Origin of the sequence: Rhizobium sp. WYCCWR 11128, assembly GCF_013416305.1 — a bacterium.
GTDB classification, from domain to species: Bacteria; Pseudomonadota; Alphaproteobacteria; order Rhizobiales; family Rhizobiaceae; genus Rhizobium; species Rhizobium indicum.
Genome location: NZ_JACCEZ010000002.1, coordinates 687,535 through 707,807 on the forward strand (window position 1 = coordinate 687,535; position 20,273 = coordinate 707,807).

Here is a 20,273-nt window from a genome sequence, read left to right on the forward strand (position 1 = left end):
AATCCCGTTCGTAATATGACATATATGGGTTATATCGACCAATATGGGCAACTTGAAATCATGGGTCAAGGCGCAAGAGAAACAATTCTCACTCCCGCTCTCTGCCGCGCGGCGCGCGGCCTGCTGGACTGGACCCAGACAGACCTTGCTGAAAAGGCCGCCGTCTCGCGCAGCACCATCCGCGATTACGAGGGCCGGCACCACGACATCCATCGTGCGACGGAGGCGCAGCTGCGCCTCGCCTTCGAGGAAGGCGGCGTCAAATTCGTGGAGATCGAAGGGACGGGCACCGGTCTCTGCCTGCCCACTGCCCAATAAAATGATGCAGCAATACAAAGTGTTACCGCGCCGCGCCTCTGAAAAAAGCTTGGCGCTGTCATAAAACGGGCTGAAACCTCAGGGCGCCAGGCAGGTGGCAGAGACTTTGTAGATGGAAAGCGTCTTACCCTTGTAGTTGCCCTCCGTCGGCTGCCAGTTCTTCAGCACCTCGGGCGTCTCGGTGGCGCAGGTAAGGGCCCCGTCCGTTAGGAAAAGCACCTTGCCGGTGATGCCGGCGGGCAGAGCGAATTCCTGCTCGTAATAACTTTCCGGAAGGCCGGCGGGCGCTCGCGCATAGATCCTGTAGGATGCATCCCGCAGCGTATAGAAAAGATCGGCGACCATGTCGCGATTGTCGGTGACGATAATGTCGGTGCCGGCCTGAGCTGCGAGTGCTGCGGCCTCGCGGCTGACCTCGGCGCGGCCGAGATAGCGCTTCATCAGCGCGTCGCCGTTCGGCAGCAGCAACTGATGCGGAAAGATCGTCGCCAGCGGAAAGAGCAGGCTGGCGATGCCGTTGATGGTGAGCGACAGCCTGAGCCCCTTCGGCCACTTCAGGTAGAGCAGCCAGACGGCAAGGATGGTGCCTGCGACATAGGCGGTCACCGCCCAGTTGGCATAGGCCTTGGCGACCGTTGCCTGCAGCGTGATGAGCAGCACGACCGGCATCGACAGCCAGACCAGCATCTTTTCCCGATCGTCGCTCCTGCCTCTGATCATCCGGTAGACCGCCCAGAGCATCGCAAAGAAGATGATCGGCCCGACGACGCCGAATTGGGCGGAGAAGAATTCAAGCCCGCGACGGAGATTGATGCCGAGTTCGCTCCAATGGGCGATGTCCTGGGTATGTCGCACCGTCGTGTTGTCGTGCTGCAGGTTCCACCAGAGGTTCGGCAGGGCGACGACCGCCGCGACCGCGACCGCGATGATGAAATCGCGAATGGCGATGCGGGCCGCCGGAATGAGGAGGAGGGCAATCGCGCCGCCCGGAACGACGAACAGCACGGCATATTTCGTCAGGAAGGCGAGGCCGACGCCAAGGCCCATGACGAGCGCCAGCCCGACCGAGCGCCGCTGCGTCAGGCCGAAATAGGCAAGCAAGGCGATCGCGATGAAGAACAGCAGGATCACGTCGGTCGAGAAGAACACCGAAGAAAGCGCCACACCGGGGAGCGTGATGTAAGTGGCGCCCGTCCAGCCTTCGATCTCCGGCCCGACGAAACGTTTTGCCGTCTTCATCAGCACCAGTGCTGCTGCCATGTGGATCAGCGGTCCGAGCAGCCTGATCCAATAGATGGCGTTGGAGCCGGAAAGCTCGGTCATCGCCCGGATCACCCACGCAATCATCGGCGGCTTGGAATAATAGCCGAGGTCGAGGTTTTGCGACCAGAACCAGTACTGCGCCTCGTCGACGAAAAGGTCCGTCGTATCGAAATTGAGCATGACGACGCGCCAGAGCGTGAAGCCAAGAACGATGAGGAGACCAGATCTGGGGGACATGAACCGATAGTTCCGCTGACATGAAAGGCGCGAGTGCGATACACCAAAGGTGCCGGACTGCCAACGGGGAAGGGTGGGTCTAAAGCATGTCACGCAAAACTGTGCAGCGGTTTTGCGACAACGACATGGTGGAAATAAAGCCTAAAGCGCGCGGAGCGTATCTGAAAGATTGCGACGCGGTTAGAACACCCGAAGGGCGCGGATGTCGCGGTTTGCGGCGATGGAATCGAGGCGGGCGACGGCGGCAAGCAGCGTCATTGCAATCAAGCAGGCACCCAATCCGAGAACAATCATTGCTCTGTCCTTGTCGACGTCATGTCTTGGTTATCGACCGGCATATAACACGGAGCTTGCGTGTGCCTTGTAGCAGCCATGCAACTCCGCAACAGTATTTGCTGCGAACTGCCTTGAATTGCTTGAAAAGCCTGTCCTCCGAAAGGCTTATTAACCTTCAAGCAAGGAATTAACCATAAACATTGGTCTACACGTCGGAATGGGAAGATGCACTCGTTCCCACCAGGCATGACGCCGTCCCGCCGTACCGGGTTGATCCGGTATCCATCTCTTCAGACAGCTCCGAAACATAGCTGATCAGGGGGCTTCGCTCCGCCGGTTGTAACCGGTGGTGAGGACCGTCTCAACGCTTCGCGTTCATCGGATGCTGCACAAGTTTTTGGCCGGGCTTTCGCCCGGAAAGTGGTTGGGGACAGGCGTTGAGGCAGGACATGCCATCAGATCAGGCTCGTGGAGCGCAGGCAGGCAGCTTGCGCGACCGCCTGCGCTTTGCCGGTCTCGATGCCGACCAGTGCGAGCTGGTGCGCCGTAACCGGCCGGCGCTTGAAGCCCATCTGAAGGCGGGCCTCAGGGATCTCTTCCACCGGTTCCAGTCATTCCCAGACGCCTCGCGCAATTTCGAGAGCGAGCGCCAGGTCGAGCGCCTGCACGATCTGCAATCTTCGCATTGGGACGTGCTGACGGATGCACGGTTCGACAGCCTCTATGCCGAGCGCGTCAAGGTTCTCTCCGATACCGAAAGCAAGATGGGTCTTGACCCGCGCTGGCACGTGGCCGGCCATGGCGTCATGCTGGAGCATCTCGTTTCCGGCCTCGCCGAAGTGATCGCCGGCCGTCCACTGCTGCCGTCGGCCAAGCGCCGCACCCGCGAAATCTCCGACCTGATGACGGCGATCATCCGCATCGTCATGGTTGATGTGGAAATTGCCGTCTCGCTCCGCTTCAATGCGCTGCGCGCCGGGGAGCAGCGCGCGCTCGCCGATCAGCGTGCCGCCAACGAGGCCGAAATCATCCGGATCTTCGGCGATGTCATCGACGGCCTGTCCGCACGCGACCTGACGCGACGCGCGCCGGTCGACAGCGACGGCGCCTATGGCGGCATCGCTGTCGCGCTGAACAGTGCATTGGATGGCCTCCAGGCCGAATTCACCACTATTACCGAGCGCACGGTCAAGGCCGAAGCGGCGACGGGCTCACTTGCCGGTCTGTCGCGGCAGTTTGCAAGCACGGCGTCCGGCCAGGCCGACCGGCTGCAGCTTTCCGCCGTTGCCCTTGCCGGCATCGCCGGCAGTGTGCGCGACGGCGCCGCCGACAGCCGTGCTGCCGAACAGGCGGCCGCCACGACGCGCGCTGCCGTCGAGGAAAGCGGCGAGGTCGTCGGCCGCGCGATCAGCGCCATGGCCGATATCGAGCAGTCGGCCGAAAAGATCGGCCAGATCATCGGCGCGATCGACGAGATCGCCTTCCAGACCAATCTTCTGGCGCTGAATGCCGGCATCGAGGCCGCCCGCGCCGGCGATTCCGGCCGCGGTTTTGCCGTCGTCGCCCAGGAAGTCCGCGCCCTTGCCCAGCGTTCGGCCGAAGCCGCCCGCGAGATCAAAACCCTGGTGACGACGACCAAGGCGCAGGTCGATGCCGGCGTGCAGATGGTTGGCCGCACACAGGATTCGATCGGCAGCATCGTGCGTCAGGTCACCGACATCAACGCCGCGATATCAGGCATCGCCACCCGAACCGGCGAACATGCCGCAAGCCTCGACAGCGTGACAGCCGACGTCAAGGGCCTGGGTGGCGAGGTGGCCGATAGCGCCGGCCTTGCGGAGCGCTCGGCCGAAGGCGCCGACCACCTCCACACCGTCATTCTCGAGCTCGGCCAGACGATTCGCGAATTCCGCATCGCCCGGGAAAACGCCACTGCCGGGCGCCCGGCGCCGGTGCGCGTGACACCGCCGCGCGCCCTTGAGGGCGCTACCCGCCCGGCACCGGTCGTCGACGAATACGAAAATGAAGATTTTGGCCTACCACAGCCCTTCGCAAGCGTCGGAGGTGGGCGGAATGTTTACTAACCTATCGGATGATTGCCTCAGCCTGTCTTTTCGGGCCGGGGACAAGGGGACAAGGAAAAGCTGATGGCAGCAAAGAAGAGTGGCAAAACGCTGGATTTGACAGCGGTGCTCGACCTCAACGAGGCTTCCGCCTTGCGCGATAAACTCCTTTCTCTCCGGGGTAGCGGTCTTTCGATAGACGCTTCCGGCGTCGAACGGATCGGTGCGCTTTGCGCCCAGGTTCTGATGTCCGCCGAGAAGACCTGGGAGCAGGACAAGCAGCCGTTCACCTTCTCCAAGGTGTCCGACGCATTTCAGAAAACCATGCAGCTGGTTGGCGTCAATATTGACCACCTGCTTGCCAAGGAGATTCGGCAATGAAGAAAAAAGTGCTGACCGTGGATGATTCCCGCACCATCCGAAACATGCTTCTCGTGACGCTGAACAATGCCGGCTTCGAGACGATCCAGGCGGAAGACGGCATCGAGGGCCTCGAGGTTCTCGAAGAGTCCAATCCCGACGTCATCGTGACCGACATCAACATGCCGCGCCTCGACGGTTTCGGCTTCATCGAAGGTGTCCGCCGCAACGAGAAATATCGGGCGATCCCGATCCTGGTCCTGACCACCGAAAGCGACGCGGAAAAGAAGAACCGCGCCCGCCAGGCCGGTGCCACGGGCTGGATCGTCAAGCCTTTCGACCCGGCCAAGCTGATCGATGCCATTGAGCGTGTAACCGCTTAAACCCAGGATTTGCTCCTATGGATATGAACGAAATCAAAGAGATCTTTTTCCAGGAGTGCGAGGAACAGCTCGCCGAGTTGGAATCCGGTCTTCTGAAATTGAATGATGGCGATCGCGATCCGGAAACCGTCAATGCGGTGTTCCGTGCCGTGCATTCGATCAAGGGTGGCGCCGGCGCCTTCGGCCTTGACGATCTGGTCGCCTTCGCCCATGTCTTCGAGACCACTCTCGATTGCGTTCGATCCAACAAGCTTGAGCCGAACCAGGATGTCCTGAAGGTGATGCTGAAGTCGGCCGACGTGCTCGCCGACCTGACGAATGCTGCGCGCGACGGCGGCAGCGTCGATGAAAGCCGCAGCCGCGGCCTCGTCAAGGAGCTCGAGGCGCTGGCCAACGGCGAATTGCCGTCTCCCTCTGCGTCAGCCGAGGCGCCCGCGCCGAAGGCCGCCGCAAAGGCAGCATCGGCCGCTCCGGCGCCGACCCCCAAGCCGACGGACGACAGCGGCTTCCAGCCGGTCCCCTTTTCCTTCGACGATTTTGGCGGCGAAGACGATGCGGGCGGCATGCCGACCTATGAAGTCATCTTCAAGCCGCGCTACGAGCTCTATTCCAAGGGCAATGACGCCACCCTGCTGCTGCGTGATCTCTCGCGCCTGGGTGAAATGACGATCTATTGCAATACGGATGACCTGCCGGGCCTTGAGGAACTCGATCCGGAAGGCGCTTATTTCTTCTGGAACGTCACGATCAAGACGGACAAGGGCGAGGACGCCATCCGCACCGTCTTCGAATTCGCCGAGTGGGATTGCGAACTGACGGTCAAGCCGGTCGAAGAAGCAAGGGCTGACGCGACCAGCAACGACGAACTGCCGATGGTGCCGGTTCCCTTCGATCTGTCGATCCTGGACGAAACGGGCGCAATGGAAGAGGTTTCCGCCGGAGACGCGCGGGCCGAGGAGACGGCTGCAGCCGTTGCCGCCGCCGAGACTGCCTCCAACGTCACGCAGATTGTCGCCGCCCGCGTCGAGAAGAAGGAATCGGCAGCCGCCGCAGCGGCCGCAGCAAGTGCCGCCGCCCAGAACAATGCCGCCGGTGCCGGCCAGACCATCCGCGTCGATCTCGACCGTGTCGACCGCCTCATCAACCTCGTCGGCGAATTGGTCATCAACCAGGCGATGCTGTCGCAGAGCGTCATCGAGAATGATACGACCGGCACCTCCTCGATCAATATGGGCCTCGAGGAGTTGCAGCAGCTCACCCGCGAGATCCAGGACTCGGTCATGGCGATCCGTGCGCAGCCGGTGAAGCCGGTCTTCCAGCGCATGTCGCGTATCGTTCGCGAAATCGCCGACATGACCGGCAAGTCGATCCGCCTGATCACCGAAGGTGAAAACACCGAAGTCGACAAGACGGTCATCGACAAGCTGGCCGAACCGCTGACCCACATGATCCGCAATGCCGTCGACCACGGCATCGAAACGCCCGAAAAGCGTGCAGCCGCCGGCAAGAACACCGAAGGCACGGTCCGCCTGACCGCCAAGCATCGTTCGGGACGCATCCTGATCGAGCTTGCCGACGACGGCGCCGGCATCAACCGCGAGAAGGTCCGTCAGAAGGCGATCGACAACGACCTCATCCCGGCCGATTCCAACCTGTCGGACGAGGAAATCGACAACCTGATCTTCCTGCCGGGCTTCTCGACGGCCGATAAGATCTCAGACATCTCCGGCCGCGGCGTCGGCATGGACGTCGTCAAGCGTTCGATCCAGGCGCTCGGCGGCCGCATCAACATCACCTCGAAGCCGGGTCACGGCTCGGTCTTCACCATGAGCCTGCCGCTGACGCTCGCCGTCCTCGACGGCATGGTGGTCACCGTCGCCGGCCAGACGCTGGTCGTGCCGCTGACGGCAATCGTCGAAACCCTGCAGCCGGAAGCGGCCGCGATCCACTCCTTCGGTGCGAACCACCGGCTGATCTCGATCCGCAACAGCTTCTGCCCGCTGGTCGATGTCGGCCGCATCCTGAACTTCCGCGCGACGCAGGCCAATCCGGTCGAGGGCGTGGCGCTTCTGGTGGAATCCGAAGGCGGCGGCCAGCGCGCCCTGATGGTCGACGCCATCCAGGGTCAGCGCCAGGTGGTCATCAAGAGCCTGGAAGCGAACTACACCCATGTGCCGGGCATTGCCGCCGCCACCATCCTCGGTGACGGGCGCGTCGCTCTCATCCTCGATGTCGACGCGGTCGTCGGCGCCTCGCGCGGCCAGTCGCTCAAAGCGGAAATGTCTTTAGCAGCGGTGGGATAAGGGAATGTCGTACACTGTAAAAAATCTGAACGAGGGGGATCGCGAGCTGATCGCGTTCCGCATCGGGGATCAGGAATTTTGCGTGAACATCATGTCGGTTCGCGAAATCCGCGGCTGGACCCCGGCAACCGCGATGCCGCATTCGCCTGGCTATATGCTGGGTGTCATCAACCTGCGCGGCGCGGTGCTGCCGATCATCGATCTTGCGGCCCGGCTCGGCATGAAGCCGGCCGATCCGACTGCCCGTCATGTCATCATCGTCGCCCAGGTCCGGCGCAAGGTTGTCGGCCTGCTGGTCGATGCCGTTTCCGATATCCTGACGGTGACCGACGAAACCATCCAGCCGACGCCCGAGATCTCCTCCGAACTCGAGCGTCAATTTGCCCGCGGCGTTCTCGCCATCGAGAAGCGCATGATCTGCCTGATCGAACTCGAATCCCTCTTTCCAGAGACCGAAAGCGAAGCCGCATGAGTGTAATGGGCGCAAAAGATCAGAGGCAGGGATCCGACGAGGTCCTGGCAAGCGGAGAATATCCGCTGACGCGCCGCGACCTCACTGAGATCGCCGCGATGATCTATTCAGATGCCGGCATCTTCCTCAACGAGACGAAGGCGTCGCTCGTCTATTCGCGCCTGTCGAAGCATATCCGCAATCTCGGCCTGTCCGGCTTCCGGGAGTATTGCGACCTCGTCGCCTCGCCGGCGGGTGCTGCGCCGCGCCGCGAGATGCTCTCGCATCTGACGACCAATTTTACCCGCTTCTTTCGCGAAAACCACCATTTCGACCATCTGCGCGACCATGTCCTGCCGGAGCTTCTGCAGCGGGCGAGATCGGGCGGCAGGGTGCGCATCTGGTCGGCTGCCTCTTCCGACGGGCAGGAACCCTATTCGATCGCGCTGACGGTGCTGTCGCTGATGCCGAATGTCGCCGATTACGACTTCAAGATCCTGGCGACCGACATCGATCCGAAGATCCTCGCGATCGCCCGCGCCGGCGCCTATGACGAAAATGCGCTCGAAACCGTGTCACCGGCCATGCGCAAGCAATGGTTCAGCGAAGTTGAGGTGCAGGGCCGCAGGAAGTTCCAGGTCGACGACCGCGTGAAGCGGCTGATCACCTACAACGAGCTGAACCTGATGGCGCAATGGCCGTTCAAGGGCAAGTTCGACGTCATCTTCTGCCGCAACGTCGTCATCTATTTCGACGAGCCGACGCAGATGAAGATCTGGCAGCGTTTTGCCGGTCTGCTGCCGGAGGGCGGTCATCTCTATATCGGCCATTCCGAGCGTGTTTCGGGTGAGGCAAAACACGTCTTCGACAATATCGGCATCACGACCTATCGCTATACGGCCAAAGGTCTCGGGAGGAAGGCATGAGCGCTCCGGCAAGAGTTCTCGTTGTTGACGACTCGCCGACGATGCGGGGCCTGATCACCGCCGTGCTGAGTTCCGACCCCGAGGTCAACGTCATCGGCCAGGCCGGCGACGCTCTGGAAGCGCGCGAGGCGATCAAGCGGCTGAACCCCGACGTCCTGACGCTCGACATCGAGATGCCGAACATGAACGGCCTCGATTTCCTCGAAAAGATCATGACGCTGCGTCCGATGCCGGTCATCATGGTATCCACGATGACCCATCGCGGCGCCGAGGCGACGCTTGCGGCGCTGGAGATCGGCGCGTTCGACTGTGTCGGCAAGCCGGCGCCGGGCGAACTCAGGCCTTTCGGCGACCTCGCCGAGAAGGTCAAGGCAGCCGCCCGCACGCAACGCCAGTATTCCCAGCCCGTCGCTGCCGTCGCGCCACCACCCTCGGTCGCCGACTTCCGCGTCGGCCGCAAGATCGTCGCGATCGGCTCGTCGACCGGCGGCGTCGAGGCACTCATTGCCGTGCTGCAGAAATTTCCGGCGAATTGCCCGCCGACCGTCATCACCCAGCATATGCCGCCGACCTTCACTAAGAGCTTTGCCGAACGGCTGAACCGCCTCTGTGCGCCGGTGGTGCAGGAAGCGACCGACGGCGCCCGGCTCGAAATCGGCAAGATCTATCTGGCCCCCGGCGGCGAGCGGCACCTGCAGGTCAGTGGTGCCTCGGCACCGTGCTGCCGTCTCATCGACCGCGCGCCGGTCAACGGTCACCGCCCCTCGGTGGACGTGCTGTTCGATTCGGTCGCGGAACTGGCGGGCCGCAACGCTGTCGGCGTGATTTTGACCGGAATGGGCCGCGATGGCGCCGCCGGATTGTTGAAAATGCGCCACGCCGGCGCCAGAACGCTCGGCCAGAACGAAAAAACCTGTGTCGTTTACGGAATGCCAAGGGTTGCTCATGAACTTGGCGCCGTTGAGCAGCAGCTGCCGCTGTCTGCCATCGGTGAAGAAATATTGAAAATGACAGCCGCCCGAAAGGAAGGGACCGAATAAATGTCGATCGCGGAGAAAATCAAAGTTCTGATCGTCGACGATCAGGTAACGAGCCGGTTGCTGCTCAGTGACGCGCTGACCCAGCTCGGTTTCAAGCAGATCACGTCGGCCGGCGACGGTGAGCAGGGCATGAAGATCATGTCCGAGCAGCCGCACCACCTGGTGATCTCGGACTTCAACATGCCGAAGATGGATGGCATCGGCTTCCTTCAGGCGGTGCGCACCAACCCCAACACCAAGAAGGCGGCCTTCATCATCCTGACCGCCCAGGGCGACCGCGCACTGGTGCAGAAGGCGGCTCAGCTCGGCGCCAACAACGTGCTCGCCAAGCCATTCACGATCGAGAAGATGAAAGCGGCGATCGAAGCCGTGTTTGGAGCCCTGAAATGATCACTGAGGGGGCAGCCCGCCGCGTGCACATCATTCAGGGCGAGTACAAGGTTCTGAACGATCCGAATGCGGTCCTCTCGACCATTCTCGGTTCGTGCGTGGCTGCGTGCCTCAGAGATCCTGTCGCCGGTGTCGGCGGCATGAACCACTTTCTGCTGCCCGGTTCGGCGACGTCGCCGACATCAGGCGGCGATGCAACGCGGTACGGCGTGCATCTGATGGAACTGCTGATCAACGGTCTCCTGAAGCAGGGCGCCCGGCGCGACCGGCTGGAGGCAAAGATCTTCGGCGGCGCGAAGACGATCTCGACATTCTCCAATGTCGGTGAGCAGAACGCGGCCTTCGCCGTGCAGTTCCTCAGGGATGAAGGCATTCCGGTGGTCGGTTCCTCGACCGGCGGAGAACACGGACGCAAGCTTGAATATTGGCCGGTCTCCGGTCGTGCCCGGCAATACCCCCTGACCGGCGCCGAAACGCAGAGAACCGTCGCTCTCGAGCAGCGCCCCGCCGCTCCGCAGAAACCCGTCGAAACCAGTATCGAATTTTTTTGATGGCGAGGATTTTCATATGACATTTACCCAGATGATGGAGCCGCCTGCGCCTGTCGAAGCGCTGAGCGACATCCTGATGCGCATCGTGTCCGAACTGCACGATGTCGCCTACCTCATCGAGCGCATCGAGCCGCAGCTTCTCGAAATCGGCGGCGCCGAAATCCTGAATTCGCCGGATGCCATGAAGGTCATGCAGGGCATTGATCTGGCCGTGCAGAAATCGCGCGGCCTTGCTGAATTCATCGATACCATCACCGGCGAAATCCCGCACGGCTGGGCAGTCGACGTCGCAACCGCGCTCAGCCTCGTCAAGCTGGCAGAGATGCAGAAGGCATTGGGCGGCGCCACACGCCACGGCCACTCCCAGCCATTGAGCAAGGCAGCCGGTGACTTCGATTTCTTCTAAAGCGCGTCGCGATCTTTCAGATTCGCTCCTCGCGCTTTAGGTCTTTGTTTTTACGCATGTCGTTGTCGCAAAACCGCCGCACACTTTTGCGCGACATGCTTTAGAACGCCCCCGTTTTTCTCCGAGTCACGGAAACGCTCTCTCTTTATTCTTGCGCAATTCCGGACGCAAAACCGCTGCGCACTTTTGCTGGAATTACTTTAGGCATATTCGCTCCCGCACGCTCTCACGAAACGCTCGCACAAGTTTCGCCGACTATTCGTCTGATGAGGCAATAAGCCTGCTTTGTCTTTGACGGATCGTGCGAGAACAGAATGAATCTGTTAAATCAATTAGTTCAGATCTTTAAGAACTTCGGTTCCCTGGGCCGAACACGCCTGATGATTCTTGGAGGCGTCGGTGCCGTTTCCATTGCAATCATCCTTGCGGCCGCCCTTTTCGTCAACAAGCCGGCACAGGAAACGCTCTATGTCGGTCTGGATTCGCCCGATCTCAACCAGATCAGCATGGCGCTTGCCGAAGCCAACATCAATTTCCAGGTCGGCACGGACGGCACCAGCATCAGCGTTCCCGCGGGGATGACGGGCAAGGCCCGCCTGATGCTTGCCGAGCGCGGCCTGCCGAACAGCGCCAATGCCGGTTATGAACTCTTCGACAATGTCGGCTCCCTCGGCCTGACCTCCTTCATGCAGGAGGTAACGCGGGTTCGAGCGCTGGAAGGCGAAATCGCCCGTACCATCCAGTCGATCTCGGGTATCACAGCCGCGCGCGTCCATATCGTCATGCCGGAGGTAGGAAACTTCCGGAAAGCGGAGCAGAAACCGACCGCATCCGTCATGATTCGCGCAAGCGCCACCACCGGGCGCAGCGCGGCGACCTCGATCCGCCATCTCGTCGCCTCGGCCGTGCCGGGGCTCGACGTCGATGACGTGACCATCCTCGATTCCGCCGGCCAGCTGCTCGCTTCCGGCGACGAGGCGAGCAACAGCTCGCTGAACCGCTCGCTCAACATCGTCCAGAACGTTCAGCAGGAAGTCGAATCCAACATCGACAAAGCGCTGGCACCCTTCCTCGGCATGGACAACTTCCGCTCCAGCGTCACCGCCGATCTCAACACCGACGCCCAGCAGATCCAGGAAACGACCTACGATCCCGAATCCAAGGTCGAACGCTCGGTCCGCTCGACGAAGGAAGCTCAGCAATCGCAGCAGAAGCAGTCCGATAGCGCGACGACGGTCGAGCAGAACATTCCGCAGGCGGCGCCCGAAGCCGGCGGTTCCGCCGGGCCTGAATCGCAAGACAAGTCCGACAAGCGCGAAGAGCAGACCAACTACGAAATCAACAGCAAGACGACGGCGACGACCCGCAGCAGCTATAAGGTCGAAAAGCTTTCGATCGCCGTGGTGGTCAACAAGGGCCGCATCGCCAAGATGGTCGGTGAGCCCGCCGACCAGACCAAGGTCGACGCCTATCTTGCCGAAATGCAGAAGATCGTCGCTTCGGCGGCCGGCATCGACGCCAAGCGCGGCGACGTCGTCACCGTCACAGCCATGGACTTCCTCGAGAACCAGTTGCTCGAAGACGCCACCGGTGGCGTCCGCGTCATGGACATGCTGAGCCGCAACCTTGCCGGCATCATCAACTCGCTCGCCTTTGTCGCGGTCGCCTTCGTGGTGGTCTGGATGGGCCTGCGGCCCCTGGTGCGCAGCATCAACGGCAACGGCAGCTCCGCGGCTTTCGGCGACGCGACGCCGGAAGCGGCAGGCCTCGAGCTTCCGGACTTTGCGCCTGCATCGGGAGCACCCGGCGGCGCTCTCATGGACGGCTTCGGGTCCGACTTCGGCTTCGACAGTACCGAGGACCTGCTCAGCCTCGGCGACGACGATGGAAACTTCAATCGCCGCGTCAAGGAAGGCCCGGAACGCAAGCTTTCCCGTATGGTCGAGATCAACGAGGAACGCGCCGCGAAAATCCTCAGGAAATGGGCGATCGACGAAGCAGCGTAAAGGAAAGGCCGGGCAACCGGCCTTTTTTCATGTCGGTACCGAAGCTGGATCCCTAACCGCTGTTTGCTGAAAAGCCGTGACTGGAAATGCGAAAGACCCGACCACTGAAATGCGGCTGTAGGGCGATATGATGAGATGGACTCGCGTAAAACGCGAAGCAAGTTGCGATACCGCCAGAATCACCTTAGCCTCCCTGTATCTTGAAGGCTGGAACGAGCGGTCGAATCAGTGCATTGGCGACAGCGAAAGTAAATCCCTAGAAGTCGGAGATGGTGATTTGCATCGGCTGGCTTACCCTTGGGTGATTCGAAATGGGATTCGAGCGGGACTTGAATTGAATCCCTTGCAGAAAAATTGCTGTTGCACCGAGTTCGATCGTTTCTCAGCCGCAGGACATTGCCAATGGATATGAATGTAATTCAGGCGAGCAAAGGCGAGAGGCATATGGCGAATTTCGCGAATGCGGTGGTGCCGGATCTGTTGCCGCGCGATGAGCTGCTCCAGCGCCTCCACGGTGTCGCCAGCACCGGCAGGTTGCAGTCTGGTTTGCGCGCATTGACGGACTACGTGGGTGCGTCGCACTACCTTCTGGCGCGCTGCGATCTTCTTCAGGAAAGTGGCCTCGATTTCATCGTTTCGTCTGACTGGCCTTTCGATCTGGTCAGGGACATCGCCAATGATCTGGTTCGCGGCTATGCCCGGTCGACGGAGCTGGAAAAATGCATGCAGGTCTTCCAGCCGAATTTTGCTCTTCTGCCTGACAGTGCCGAGATTCCGGATGGCGCCAGCCGTCAATATTGTTCGGTGACCTTCAATGTCGGCCGGTCGCGGCTGGCCTTGATGTTCCTGTTCGGCGAGGGGTTCATCCTTTCGCCGGAGCGCCTGCGGGACGTAGGACTGCTTGCAGGTTATGTCGCGAGCTTCCTGCGCTGCGGTGGGACGAAGGTCGATCGCGATTTCGAATTGACCGACCGCGAGCTGGAATGCCTGTTCTGGATCGCCGAGGGCAAGACCAGCGACGAGATCGCGATGATCCTCGGAATCTCTCGCAATACCATCAACAACTACATCACCAGCGTGATGCGCAAGACGGCGACCAAGACCCGGTCCGAGGCCATAGCCTTCGCCGTCCGCAATAATCTCGTATAGGGGGATCCATGGGCTATCCAGCAGGCAGGACGATGAGCAGCGCCGAGCAGCTGCGCACGGTGCGTGTGAACAGGATTTCCAGCCGGTCCGATCTTTTTCCGCGGCTGATCGCGATGCAGAAGCTCGCCGATGCGCAAGGCTTCGCGATCTTCCGCGTCAGCGGCTCGGGCCTTCCGGCAAAGCAGCGGCTTGTCTGCGAGCTTGAGAACTGGGGTTCTTCCAATGCCGGTTTCGGCAAGGCCTTCACGGATGCCTACGGCGATATTCTTCTCGATCATATCGACAAGTCGCTGCTGCCGCTTTCATGGGCCGGCGGTTACGACCGTGCGGCACCCGGTCCGGCAGACTTCTCGCCGTTCATGACGCGGCTGCAGGACGGTATTCTGCCCTTCTCCGGCCTTGCCTTTCCTGTGCGCCTCGGCGCCGTCGGCAATGGTTTCATCCTTTTCACCGGCGACGAGATCGATCCTTCGAGCGATACCATCGTCGAGCTACACGGTCGCTGCTGCCATATCATGATGGATCTGCTCTCGCTCGACGAACGCCGCACGGCTGCCGCCGAGGCGCTCAGCGAACGCGAGATCGCCTGTCTGCAGCTTGCCGGCGACGGCCGCATCAGCGAAGAGATTGCCGACAAGCTCGGCCTGTCCGTGCACACGGTGAACGCCTATCTCGGCTCGGCGACCATCAAGCTCGATTCCGTCAACCGCATCCAGGCGATCGCCAAGGCGATCCGGCTCGGTTATATCAGCTGAACCCACGCGTTGTGCCTTTCAGCGCCGCGCGTCTTTTGAGACGCGCGAGAGCATGTCGCGCAAAAGTGTGCATGGAAGAAAGTCAGCCGGTCAGCGCCTGCGGCGGCTGGTTGACGCTGTAACGCGCTTCCCGAAGGCTCTTTTTGAGGAAGATGGTGTTTTCGTCCGGATCGGCCGAGGGCTCCTGGAAAGCGATATGGCTGATCTCGATGCCGGCGTGATCTTCGGCAAGAGTGAGCTGTGCGTAGACGGTGACGCCGCGCGGCTTGATTTCCAGATCGAGAACGACTTCGGGCTTGCCGCCCCACTCCAGAGTATAATTGCCGCCCAGGCCGAAATTCACCGTGCCCGGATGAAAGAAAAGCTCCGCCGCCGAAGCGACGAGATCGGAAAGATTGCCGTAATACTCGAAGCGCAGCAGTGAAATAAGGTCAGAAGCATCCAGAAGTCGCAGTTCGGTAGCGACCGGGCTGATCGCGTCTGCAAGGATCTTTTCACGCTGCGTAGAGTGGGGGCATTTTTTCATTCGGCTTATCTCACCCGTTTGTTCCTGGCGTCCGCAGCGTAGACCCGGTGGATGAGCTCCGCTACCGCCTTATAAAAGACTGACGGGATGACACTATCGATCGAGACTTGCGCAAACATGGAGCGCGCAAGTGGCGGATCTTCGAACACCGGTATGCCGTTCTTCTCGGCGATCTCCCTGATTTTGAGCGCAATCAGGTCCTGACCCTTGGCCAGCACCACCGGCGCATCGTTCTCTTCGCGCGCGTAACGCAGCGCCACCGCATAGTGCGTCGGGTTTGCAATCACCAGCGTCGCGCGGTCCACGTTGGCGATCATGCGCCGGCGCGCCCGGTCGCGCATCAGCGAGCGCTGCCGGCTCTTGACGAAGGGATCGCCCTGCGCCTGCTTGTTTTCTTCCTTCACCTCGTGCCGCGTCATTTTCAGCTCGGTAAACCAGTGATGGCGCGTCCAGAAAAGATCGGCGATCGCCACGATAGCCGTGGCGATCAGCATGACGATGATGATCTTGCGCATCGCCGCCATCATTCGCACCAGGATCGTCTGCGGATCGGAGAACATCGCGTCGATCGAGCCGAAATATTCGCTCCTGAGCACGAAGAACAGGATCACCCCGACGACGACCACCTTGAACAGCGACTTTCCGAATTCGACCAGGCCGGGCACGCTGAACAGCCGTGACCAGCCTTTGATCGGCGAGATCCGCGAGACCTGCGGGCGGATGCGTTCGAGCACCGGCGTCGGCAGATTCTGAAAGACGGAGGAGGCGACGCCGAACACCATGAACAGGATGAAGGCGGGCGCCACCAGCGCGGCACTTGCCCAGCCGATCCGGACGAACAGCGCGAGCACATCCGGTCCCGTCTCGATCTTCCACTGGTCGGGCTGCTCGAAGATGTCGCGCAGCATTTCAGTCATGCGCCCGACACTTTCTGGAAGGAAGAATACGAGGTAAATGAAGGTCGCGAGGATCGTCGCAAAGATCGAAAGTTCGCGCGAAGACGGCACGTTGCCCTTTTCCGCGGCATCGCTTTGCTTTTTCGCGGTTGGGGCTTCTGTTTTGCTGTCCTTGTCATCGTCTGCCAAGTCGCGGCCCTCTTCAAAGAAATAGGCCGCAGCTAATGCTTGTCGCCCAAAAACGTGCAGCGGTTTTGGGATAATGACATGCATCAGAACAAAGACCTAAAGCGCGTCGCAGGAACCGAGTTCTATGCGACGCGCTTTAGAGCGCGGTCTGTTGCTGGAAGGGTAGTCGCCTGTGGCACGGCGATCAACAGCCGCCTTTCGGCATGCCGGATTTGTCAACAGTCTCGACGTGTTAGGCGGCCGCCGAAGCGTCGCCTTCCTTTTCCTTGAGCTCGATCTGGCCGGAATTGGCCAGGCGAATCGCTTCCTGCGCCACGGCGCGGCGGGCAATCGCGATCTCGCGCGGATTGACGCCACCCATGCCGCTCTGCAGATCCGATTCGATCATGCGGCGCTGGCGTGGGCTGATGGCGGAGAGAACCGATTCGCGGATCTCCGGGGGCGACCCGCGCAGCGCGACGGTGAGCACGTCCGTCGAGATGTCGTTGAGCAGCATGACGCGGCTGCGCTGCGGCATGTACATGAGGTCCTCGAACAGGAAGATCTTCGGGCGGACCTTGTTGACCGACTCGCGGCTGATCGATTCGAGCGAGCTGAGCAGCGTGTCGACCTGCGGCTTGTCGAGCTCGTTCATAAGATCGGCGACCTTCGTCGAGCCGGCTGCATTGCGCTCTGCCTCGACCTCGGCAAGCAGCGTCATGACCTGGTTTTCGATGATTTGCGCAGCCTTCGGGCTGACCGCCTTCATGTTGACCGTTCTGTTCATGATGTCGGCGCGGCGGTTGTCGGGAAGCTGCAGCAGCACCTTGGCGCCGAAGGAGGAGGGCATCATCGAAAGGATATAGGCGACGGTCTGCGGATGTTCGCGCAGCAGGAACTGTGCGATGAATGTCGGCTCCGCCTCGCTGAGGCGATCCCAGATCGAGGTTTCGTAGGCCTGGAATGCGGTGCGGCGGCCGAGCAGGCTGTCGACCTCGTCGGGCGTCAGGCCTTCTTCAAGAATGGCCTCGATCGCCTTGGCGTTGTCCATCAGTCCGGCGCCCTCGGTGAAGAGGTCTTCGAACTCGGAGACGAGCAACAGGAGCTCGTCCGGCGGAATAGCGCGCAGCGACTGGGCGGATGAGATAATGGTCTGCAGTTCGGCCTGGGTGAAATATTTCAACAGCCGGCCGGCGACGCCCTTTCCCATAGCGAGAAGAACAGCCGCCGCCTTTTCAGCCTGGGTCAACGGTTTCCCGGCTAGTGCGCCGCCGAAATCGTCAAAGTCCATCATGGTCTAACCTCTCCGTCCCACACAGGGATCAGGCTTTTTTCGTACTCAAAACTTCAATCAGTTTCACACCGAATCGCGTGTCGTCGTTATCAAGCACCGTAATTTCGCCGCGGGCAATCCTGCGGCCATTCACCATGATCTCGACCGGTTCACCGATCTTCTTGTCGAGGGCGATCGTCGCCCCTTCATTGAGGTTCATCAGACCGGAGACCTGCATGCGGCTGGTGCCGAGCATGATCTGGACGTCGATCGGGATGTCCATGATCAGGTCGAAGTTGGAATTCAAAGCGCTGCCGAGCGGGGCCGGCGACGCCTCGAAGGAGGGGCTGCTGCCGAAATCCATGCCGGCCGCCGGGTTGGCATCGCCGCCGCCGAAGTCGCCGCCGAAATCGTCGCTGCCAAACGGGGTTTCCGAAGTCTCGCCGCCAAAGGCCGCCAGGTCCGTTCCTGCTGCGAAGGGGTCGCTCTGCAGGTCGTCGCCAAACTGCGACAGGTCGCCATCGGCATCCTGCTTCAGCACGCCGCGCAGATCGTCGATCGCCTGATCGAGATCGGCTTCGCTGCCCGGAAGATCCAGGGAGAGGTCGCTGTTCTGCTGTGTTTTCTTCGTAGCCATGAAATCACTATTCCAGTTGAAACTTGCCTCAAACTGCCTTTGCAGCCCAAAAGCCAGAGAACCGATTAATTCATTAAATGACGGATGAGTTCGTCATCCGAGTTCATCGTATCCTTGACGCGGACCATGTAGTTTTCGCCTGAACGCCCGAACTCGCACACATACAATTCCTTGCTGTTGGCGCTGACCTCGACACGCACGTCGCCGTGGTCGCGGAACGGAATGACGTCGCCGACCATCAGCTTCGATATCGTGCGCAGCGTCAGGTCCTGCAGCCTGATCTTGGCCTCGAGCGTGACATGTGAGCGGCGGACCTGGTCGCCGAGCTGTTCGGTCCATTCCGCTGAGTTGCTGCTGGCCTGGCGTTTCGGCTTCGGCGGCGTCACCTTGGTCTTGAGCAGTGCCGTCTGCGGAACGATCAACGAAAATTCCGAAACGATGCCGGCAAGCGTGATCGACATGTTGATGGCAGCGGCGAATTCATCCGGACGATCCTCCTGCGGCCGGGCGCGCATGTCATGGGCGTACGGGGCCGAAAGGCTCGGTTCGAAACCGCCCGGCGCGTTGACGGCCGAGCGCAGCACCTTGGCGATCTTGTCGAAGACCATGACCGCCAGATCGAGCTCGATGATCGACAGCAGCCGGTCGGCCGGTTCCTCGATCGTATCGGCTGTGGCGCCGAGCAGATGCTCCATCAGCGTGATGACGAAGCCGTTGCCGCAGGCAAGCGTAATGTTCTGCGACCAGTTGCGCAGCGTCGCGTCGACGAGTGTGACGTTCGCGCTCAGGTCTTCGATGAGGTGGTTCTTGTAGCCGATCTCGCAGCCGAGATAGTTGACCGTCACGTCGAGGCCGGTCTCGCTTTTGATGACGTCGGGAAAGAATTCGCTGTAGATTTCCCCGAAGGAGCTGCAGATCTTGGCGACCCTGCCTCTGTCGCCAAGCCCGCCTGTCAGCTTGGCGAGGAGGGCAGGATCCATTGCCGGTTTGTCGTGCGAAGCATTGCTCATAGTCATTTAAGCCGCCTTGTTTTCGCCACCTGGGTTCATCATTTCCTGCTCGACCGCATCGATGGACGGACGCTCGTAAGCCGAGATCGTCTTGCGACCGTATTCGAGAGCGACCTGCGGCACCGAGCCATTCATATAGGCAAGCAGCGTCTGCTTGACGATGACGTAGAGGCGGTGCTGCTTGTTGCGTACGACCTTGATCTGGGAGACCAGCGGCGAGCAGACGCAGTAGGACAAGAGAATGCCGAGGAAGGTGCCGACGAGCGCCGAGCCGATCAGGTGACCGAGCACTTCGGGCGAATCGTTGATGTGGGCCATCGCTTTGATGACGCCGAGAACGGCCGCGACGATACCGATCGCAGGGAAGGAATCGCCCATGATCTGGATCGCGTGGTAGGGCTTCATCTTGTCGTGCATGATGGTGTTGAGCTCTTCATCCATCAGCGCCTCGATCTCGTGGCTGCGGGCGTTGCCGATGATGATCAGGCGCACGTAGTCGCAGATGAACGCCGTCAGTTCCTTGTTCTTCAGAACGGTCGGAGCCGATTGAAAGATCGTCGATTCGGCCGGATTGTCGATATGGGCTTCGATTTCGTTTCGCGACTTGGTGCGCAGGTCGCGCATCAGCGAATAGAGCACGCCGAGCGTATCGAGATAGTTGCGTTCCTTCGGCACGGCATGCTTGAAGGCTTCGCCGAGCGCCTTGCCGGAATCCTTCACCACCTTCATCGGGTTCGCCATGATGAAGCTGCCGAGACCGGCGCCACCGATGATGACGAATTCGAAGGGCTGGAACAGAGCGTTCACGTCGCCGCCCATCGCCATGAAGCTGCCGATGACACAGCCGCAAGTCACTATAAATCCGATAATGATGTTCATCGTCAGC

The 20,273-nt window shown here is 60.8% G+C and carries 21 protein-coding genes; 14 read left to right on the forward strand and 7 right to left on the reverse strand.

The window, feature by feature from the left end; all coding sequences use genetic code 11:
• The first annotated feature begins 15 nt into the window (after positions 1-15).
• On the forward strand, positions 16-318 hold the full coding sequence (locus tag HX898_RS11050) for a helix-turn-helix transcriptional regulator (RefSeq protein ID WP_171599680.1): 303 nt from the start codon (positions 16-18) through the stop codon (positions 316-318).
• 78 nt (positions 319-396) lie between these two features.
• Here HX898_RS11050 and HX898_RS11055 read toward each other — a convergent pair whose 3' ends face one another.
• Complete coding sequence (locus HX898_RS11055; RefSeq protein ID WP_180194675.1) at positions 397-1,818, reverse strand: glycosyltransferase family 39 protein; 1,422 nt, start codon at positions 1,816-1,818, stop codon at positions 397-399.
• A gap of 725 nt (positions 1,819-2,543) precedes the next feature.
• Here HX898_RS11055 and HX898_RS11060 point away from each other — a divergent pair.
• The 13 genes from HX898_RS11060 (at position 2,544) to HX898_RS11120 (ending at position 14,877) form a co-directional block, all read left to right on the forward strand.
• Positions 2,544-4,178, forward strand: coding sequence for a globin-coupled sensor protein (locus tag HX898_RS11060; RefSeq protein WP_171599678.1), 1,635 nt, complete (start codon positions 2,544-2,546; stop codon positions 4,176-4,178).
• 63 nt (positions 4,179-4,241) lie between these two features.
• Positions 4,242-4,538, forward strand: a complete 297-nt coding sequence (locus HX898_RS11065) for an STAS domain-containing protein (protein WP_003545491.1) — start codon at positions 4,242-4,244, stop codon at positions 4,536-4,538.
• The gene (cheY1, locus tag HX898_RS11070) at positions 4,535-4,900 is read left to right on the forward strand and encodes a chemotaxis response regulator CheY1 (protein ID WP_003545492.1); all 366 of its coding nucleotides are present in this window, start codon (positions 4,535-4,537) and stop codon (positions 4,898-4,900) included. The genes HX898_RS11065 and cheY1 overlap by 4 nt, the downstream gene beginning before the upstream one ends.
• 17 nt (positions 4,901-4,917) lie before the next feature.
• Positions 4,918-7,203 carry a chemotaxis protein CheA gene (locus HX898_RS11075; protein ID WP_138388099.1) on the forward strand — a complete coding sequence of 762 codons (2,286 nt, stop codon included), beginning with the start codon at positions 4,918-4,920 and terminating at the stop codon, positions 7,201-7,203.
• A gap of 4 nt (positions 7,204-7,207) precedes the next feature.
• Entirely contained in the window at positions 7,208-7,675 is a 468-nt protein-coding gene (locus HX898_RS11080) for a chemotaxis protein CheW (RefSeq protein WP_003545496.1), read from the forward strand.
• A complete protein-coding gene (cheR, locus tag HX898_RS11085) occupies positions 7,672-8,580 on the forward strand; it encodes a protein-glutamate O-methyltransferase CheR (RefSeq protein ID WP_017958975.1) in 909 nt (302 codons plus the stop codon). The genes HX898_RS11080 and cheR overlap by 4 nt, the downstream gene beginning before the upstream one ends.
• A complete protein-coding gene (gene cheB, locus HX898_RS11090; protein WP_017958976.1) occupies positions 8,577-9,620 on the forward strand; it encodes a protein-glutamate O-methylesterase CheB in 1,044 nt (347 codons plus the stop codon). The genes cheR and cheB overlap by 4 nt, the downstream gene beginning before the upstream one ends.
• Positions 9,621-10,010: a response regulator gene (locus HX898_RS11095; protein WP_062942457.1), complete on the forward strand. Its 390-nt coding sequence runs from the start codon at positions 9,621-9,623 to the stop codon at positions 10,008-10,010.
• Positions 10,007-10,561: a chemoreceptor glutamine deamidase CheD gene (gene cheD, locus HX898_RS11100; protein WP_003545509.1), complete on the forward strand. Its 555-nt coding sequence runs from the start codon at positions 10,007-10,009 to the stop codon at positions 10,559-10,561. Before HX898_RS11095 ends, cheD begins: the two co-directional genes overlap by 4 nt.
• 16 nt (positions 10,562-10,577) lie before the next feature.
• Positions 10,578-10,967 carry a hypothetical protein gene (locus tag HX898_RS11105; RefSeq protein ID WP_003545510.1) on the forward strand — a complete coding sequence of 130 codons (390 nt, stop codon included), beginning with the start codon at positions 10,578-10,580 and terminating at the stop codon, positions 10,965-10,967.
• 314 nt (positions 10,968-11,281) lie between these two features.
• Entirely contained in the window at positions 11,282-12,973 is a 1,692-nt protein-coding gene (gene fliF / locus HX898_RS11110; RefSeq protein ID WP_138334382.1) for a flagellar basal-body MS-ring/collar protein FliF, read from the forward strand.
• A gap of 402 nt (positions 12,974-13,375) precedes the next feature.
• The gene (locus HX898_RS11115; RefSeq protein WP_138334381.1) at positions 13,376-14,122 is read left to right on the forward strand and encodes a helix-turn-helix transcriptional regulator; all 747 of its coding nucleotides are present in this window, start codon (positions 13,376-13,378) and stop codon (positions 14,120-14,122) included.
• Positions 14,123-14,130: 8 nt separating this feature from the next.
• Positions 14,131-14,877, forward strand: coding sequence for a helix-turn-helix transcriptional regulator (locus HX898_RS11120; RefSeq protein ID WP_028740340.1), 747 nt, complete (start codon positions 14,131-14,133; stop codon positions 14,875-14,877).
• Between the two features lie 82 nt (positions 14,878-14,959).
• Here the strand turns inward: HX898_RS11120 and HX898_RS11125 are convergent, their stop codons facing one another.
• The 6 genes from HX898_RS11125 to motA all read right to left on the reverse strand — a co-directional run bounded on the left by HX898_RS11125 (position 14,960) and on the right by motA (position 20,266).
• On the reverse strand, positions 14,960-15,403 hold the full coding sequence (locus tag HX898_RS11125; protein WP_064652618.1) for a hypothetical protein: 444 nt from the start codon (positions 15,401-15,403) through the stop codon (positions 14,960-14,962).
• Positions 15,404-15,408: 5 nt separating this feature from the next.
• Positions 15,409-16,488 (reverse strand): flagellar biosynthesis protein FlhB, encoded by a 1,080-nt coding sequence (gene flhB, locus HX898_RS11130; protein WP_138334380.1) that lies wholly within the window; start codon positions 16,486-16,488, stop codon positions 15,409-15,411.
• A 232-nt stretch (positions 16,489-16,720) separates the two neighbouring features.
• Positions 16,721-17,761 (reverse strand): flagellar motor switch protein FliG, encoded by a 1,041-nt coding sequence (fliG, locus tag HX898_RS11135; protein ID WP_138334378.1) that lies wholly within the window; start codon positions 17,759-17,761, stop codon positions 16,721-16,723.
• Positions 17,762-17,789: 28 nt separating this feature from the next.
• A complete protein-coding gene (fliN, locus tag HX898_RS11140; RefSeq protein ID WP_164054090.1) occupies positions 17,790-18,377 on the reverse strand; it encodes a flagellar motor switch protein FliN in 588 nt (195 codons plus the stop codon).
• A gap of 65 nt (positions 18,378-18,442) precedes the next feature.
• Positions 18,443-19,393, reverse strand: a complete 951-nt coding sequence (locus HX898_RS11145) for a FliM/FliN family flagellar motor switch protein (RefSeq protein ID WP_003545522.1) — start codon at positions 19,391-19,393, stop codon at positions 18,443-18,445.
• Positions 19,394-20,266, reverse strand: coding sequence for a flagellar motor stator protein MotA (gene motA, locus HX898_RS11150; protein WP_011650470.1), 873 nt, complete (start codon positions 20,264-20,266; stop codon positions 19,394-19,396).
• Positions 20,267-20,273: the final 7 nt, after the last annotated feature.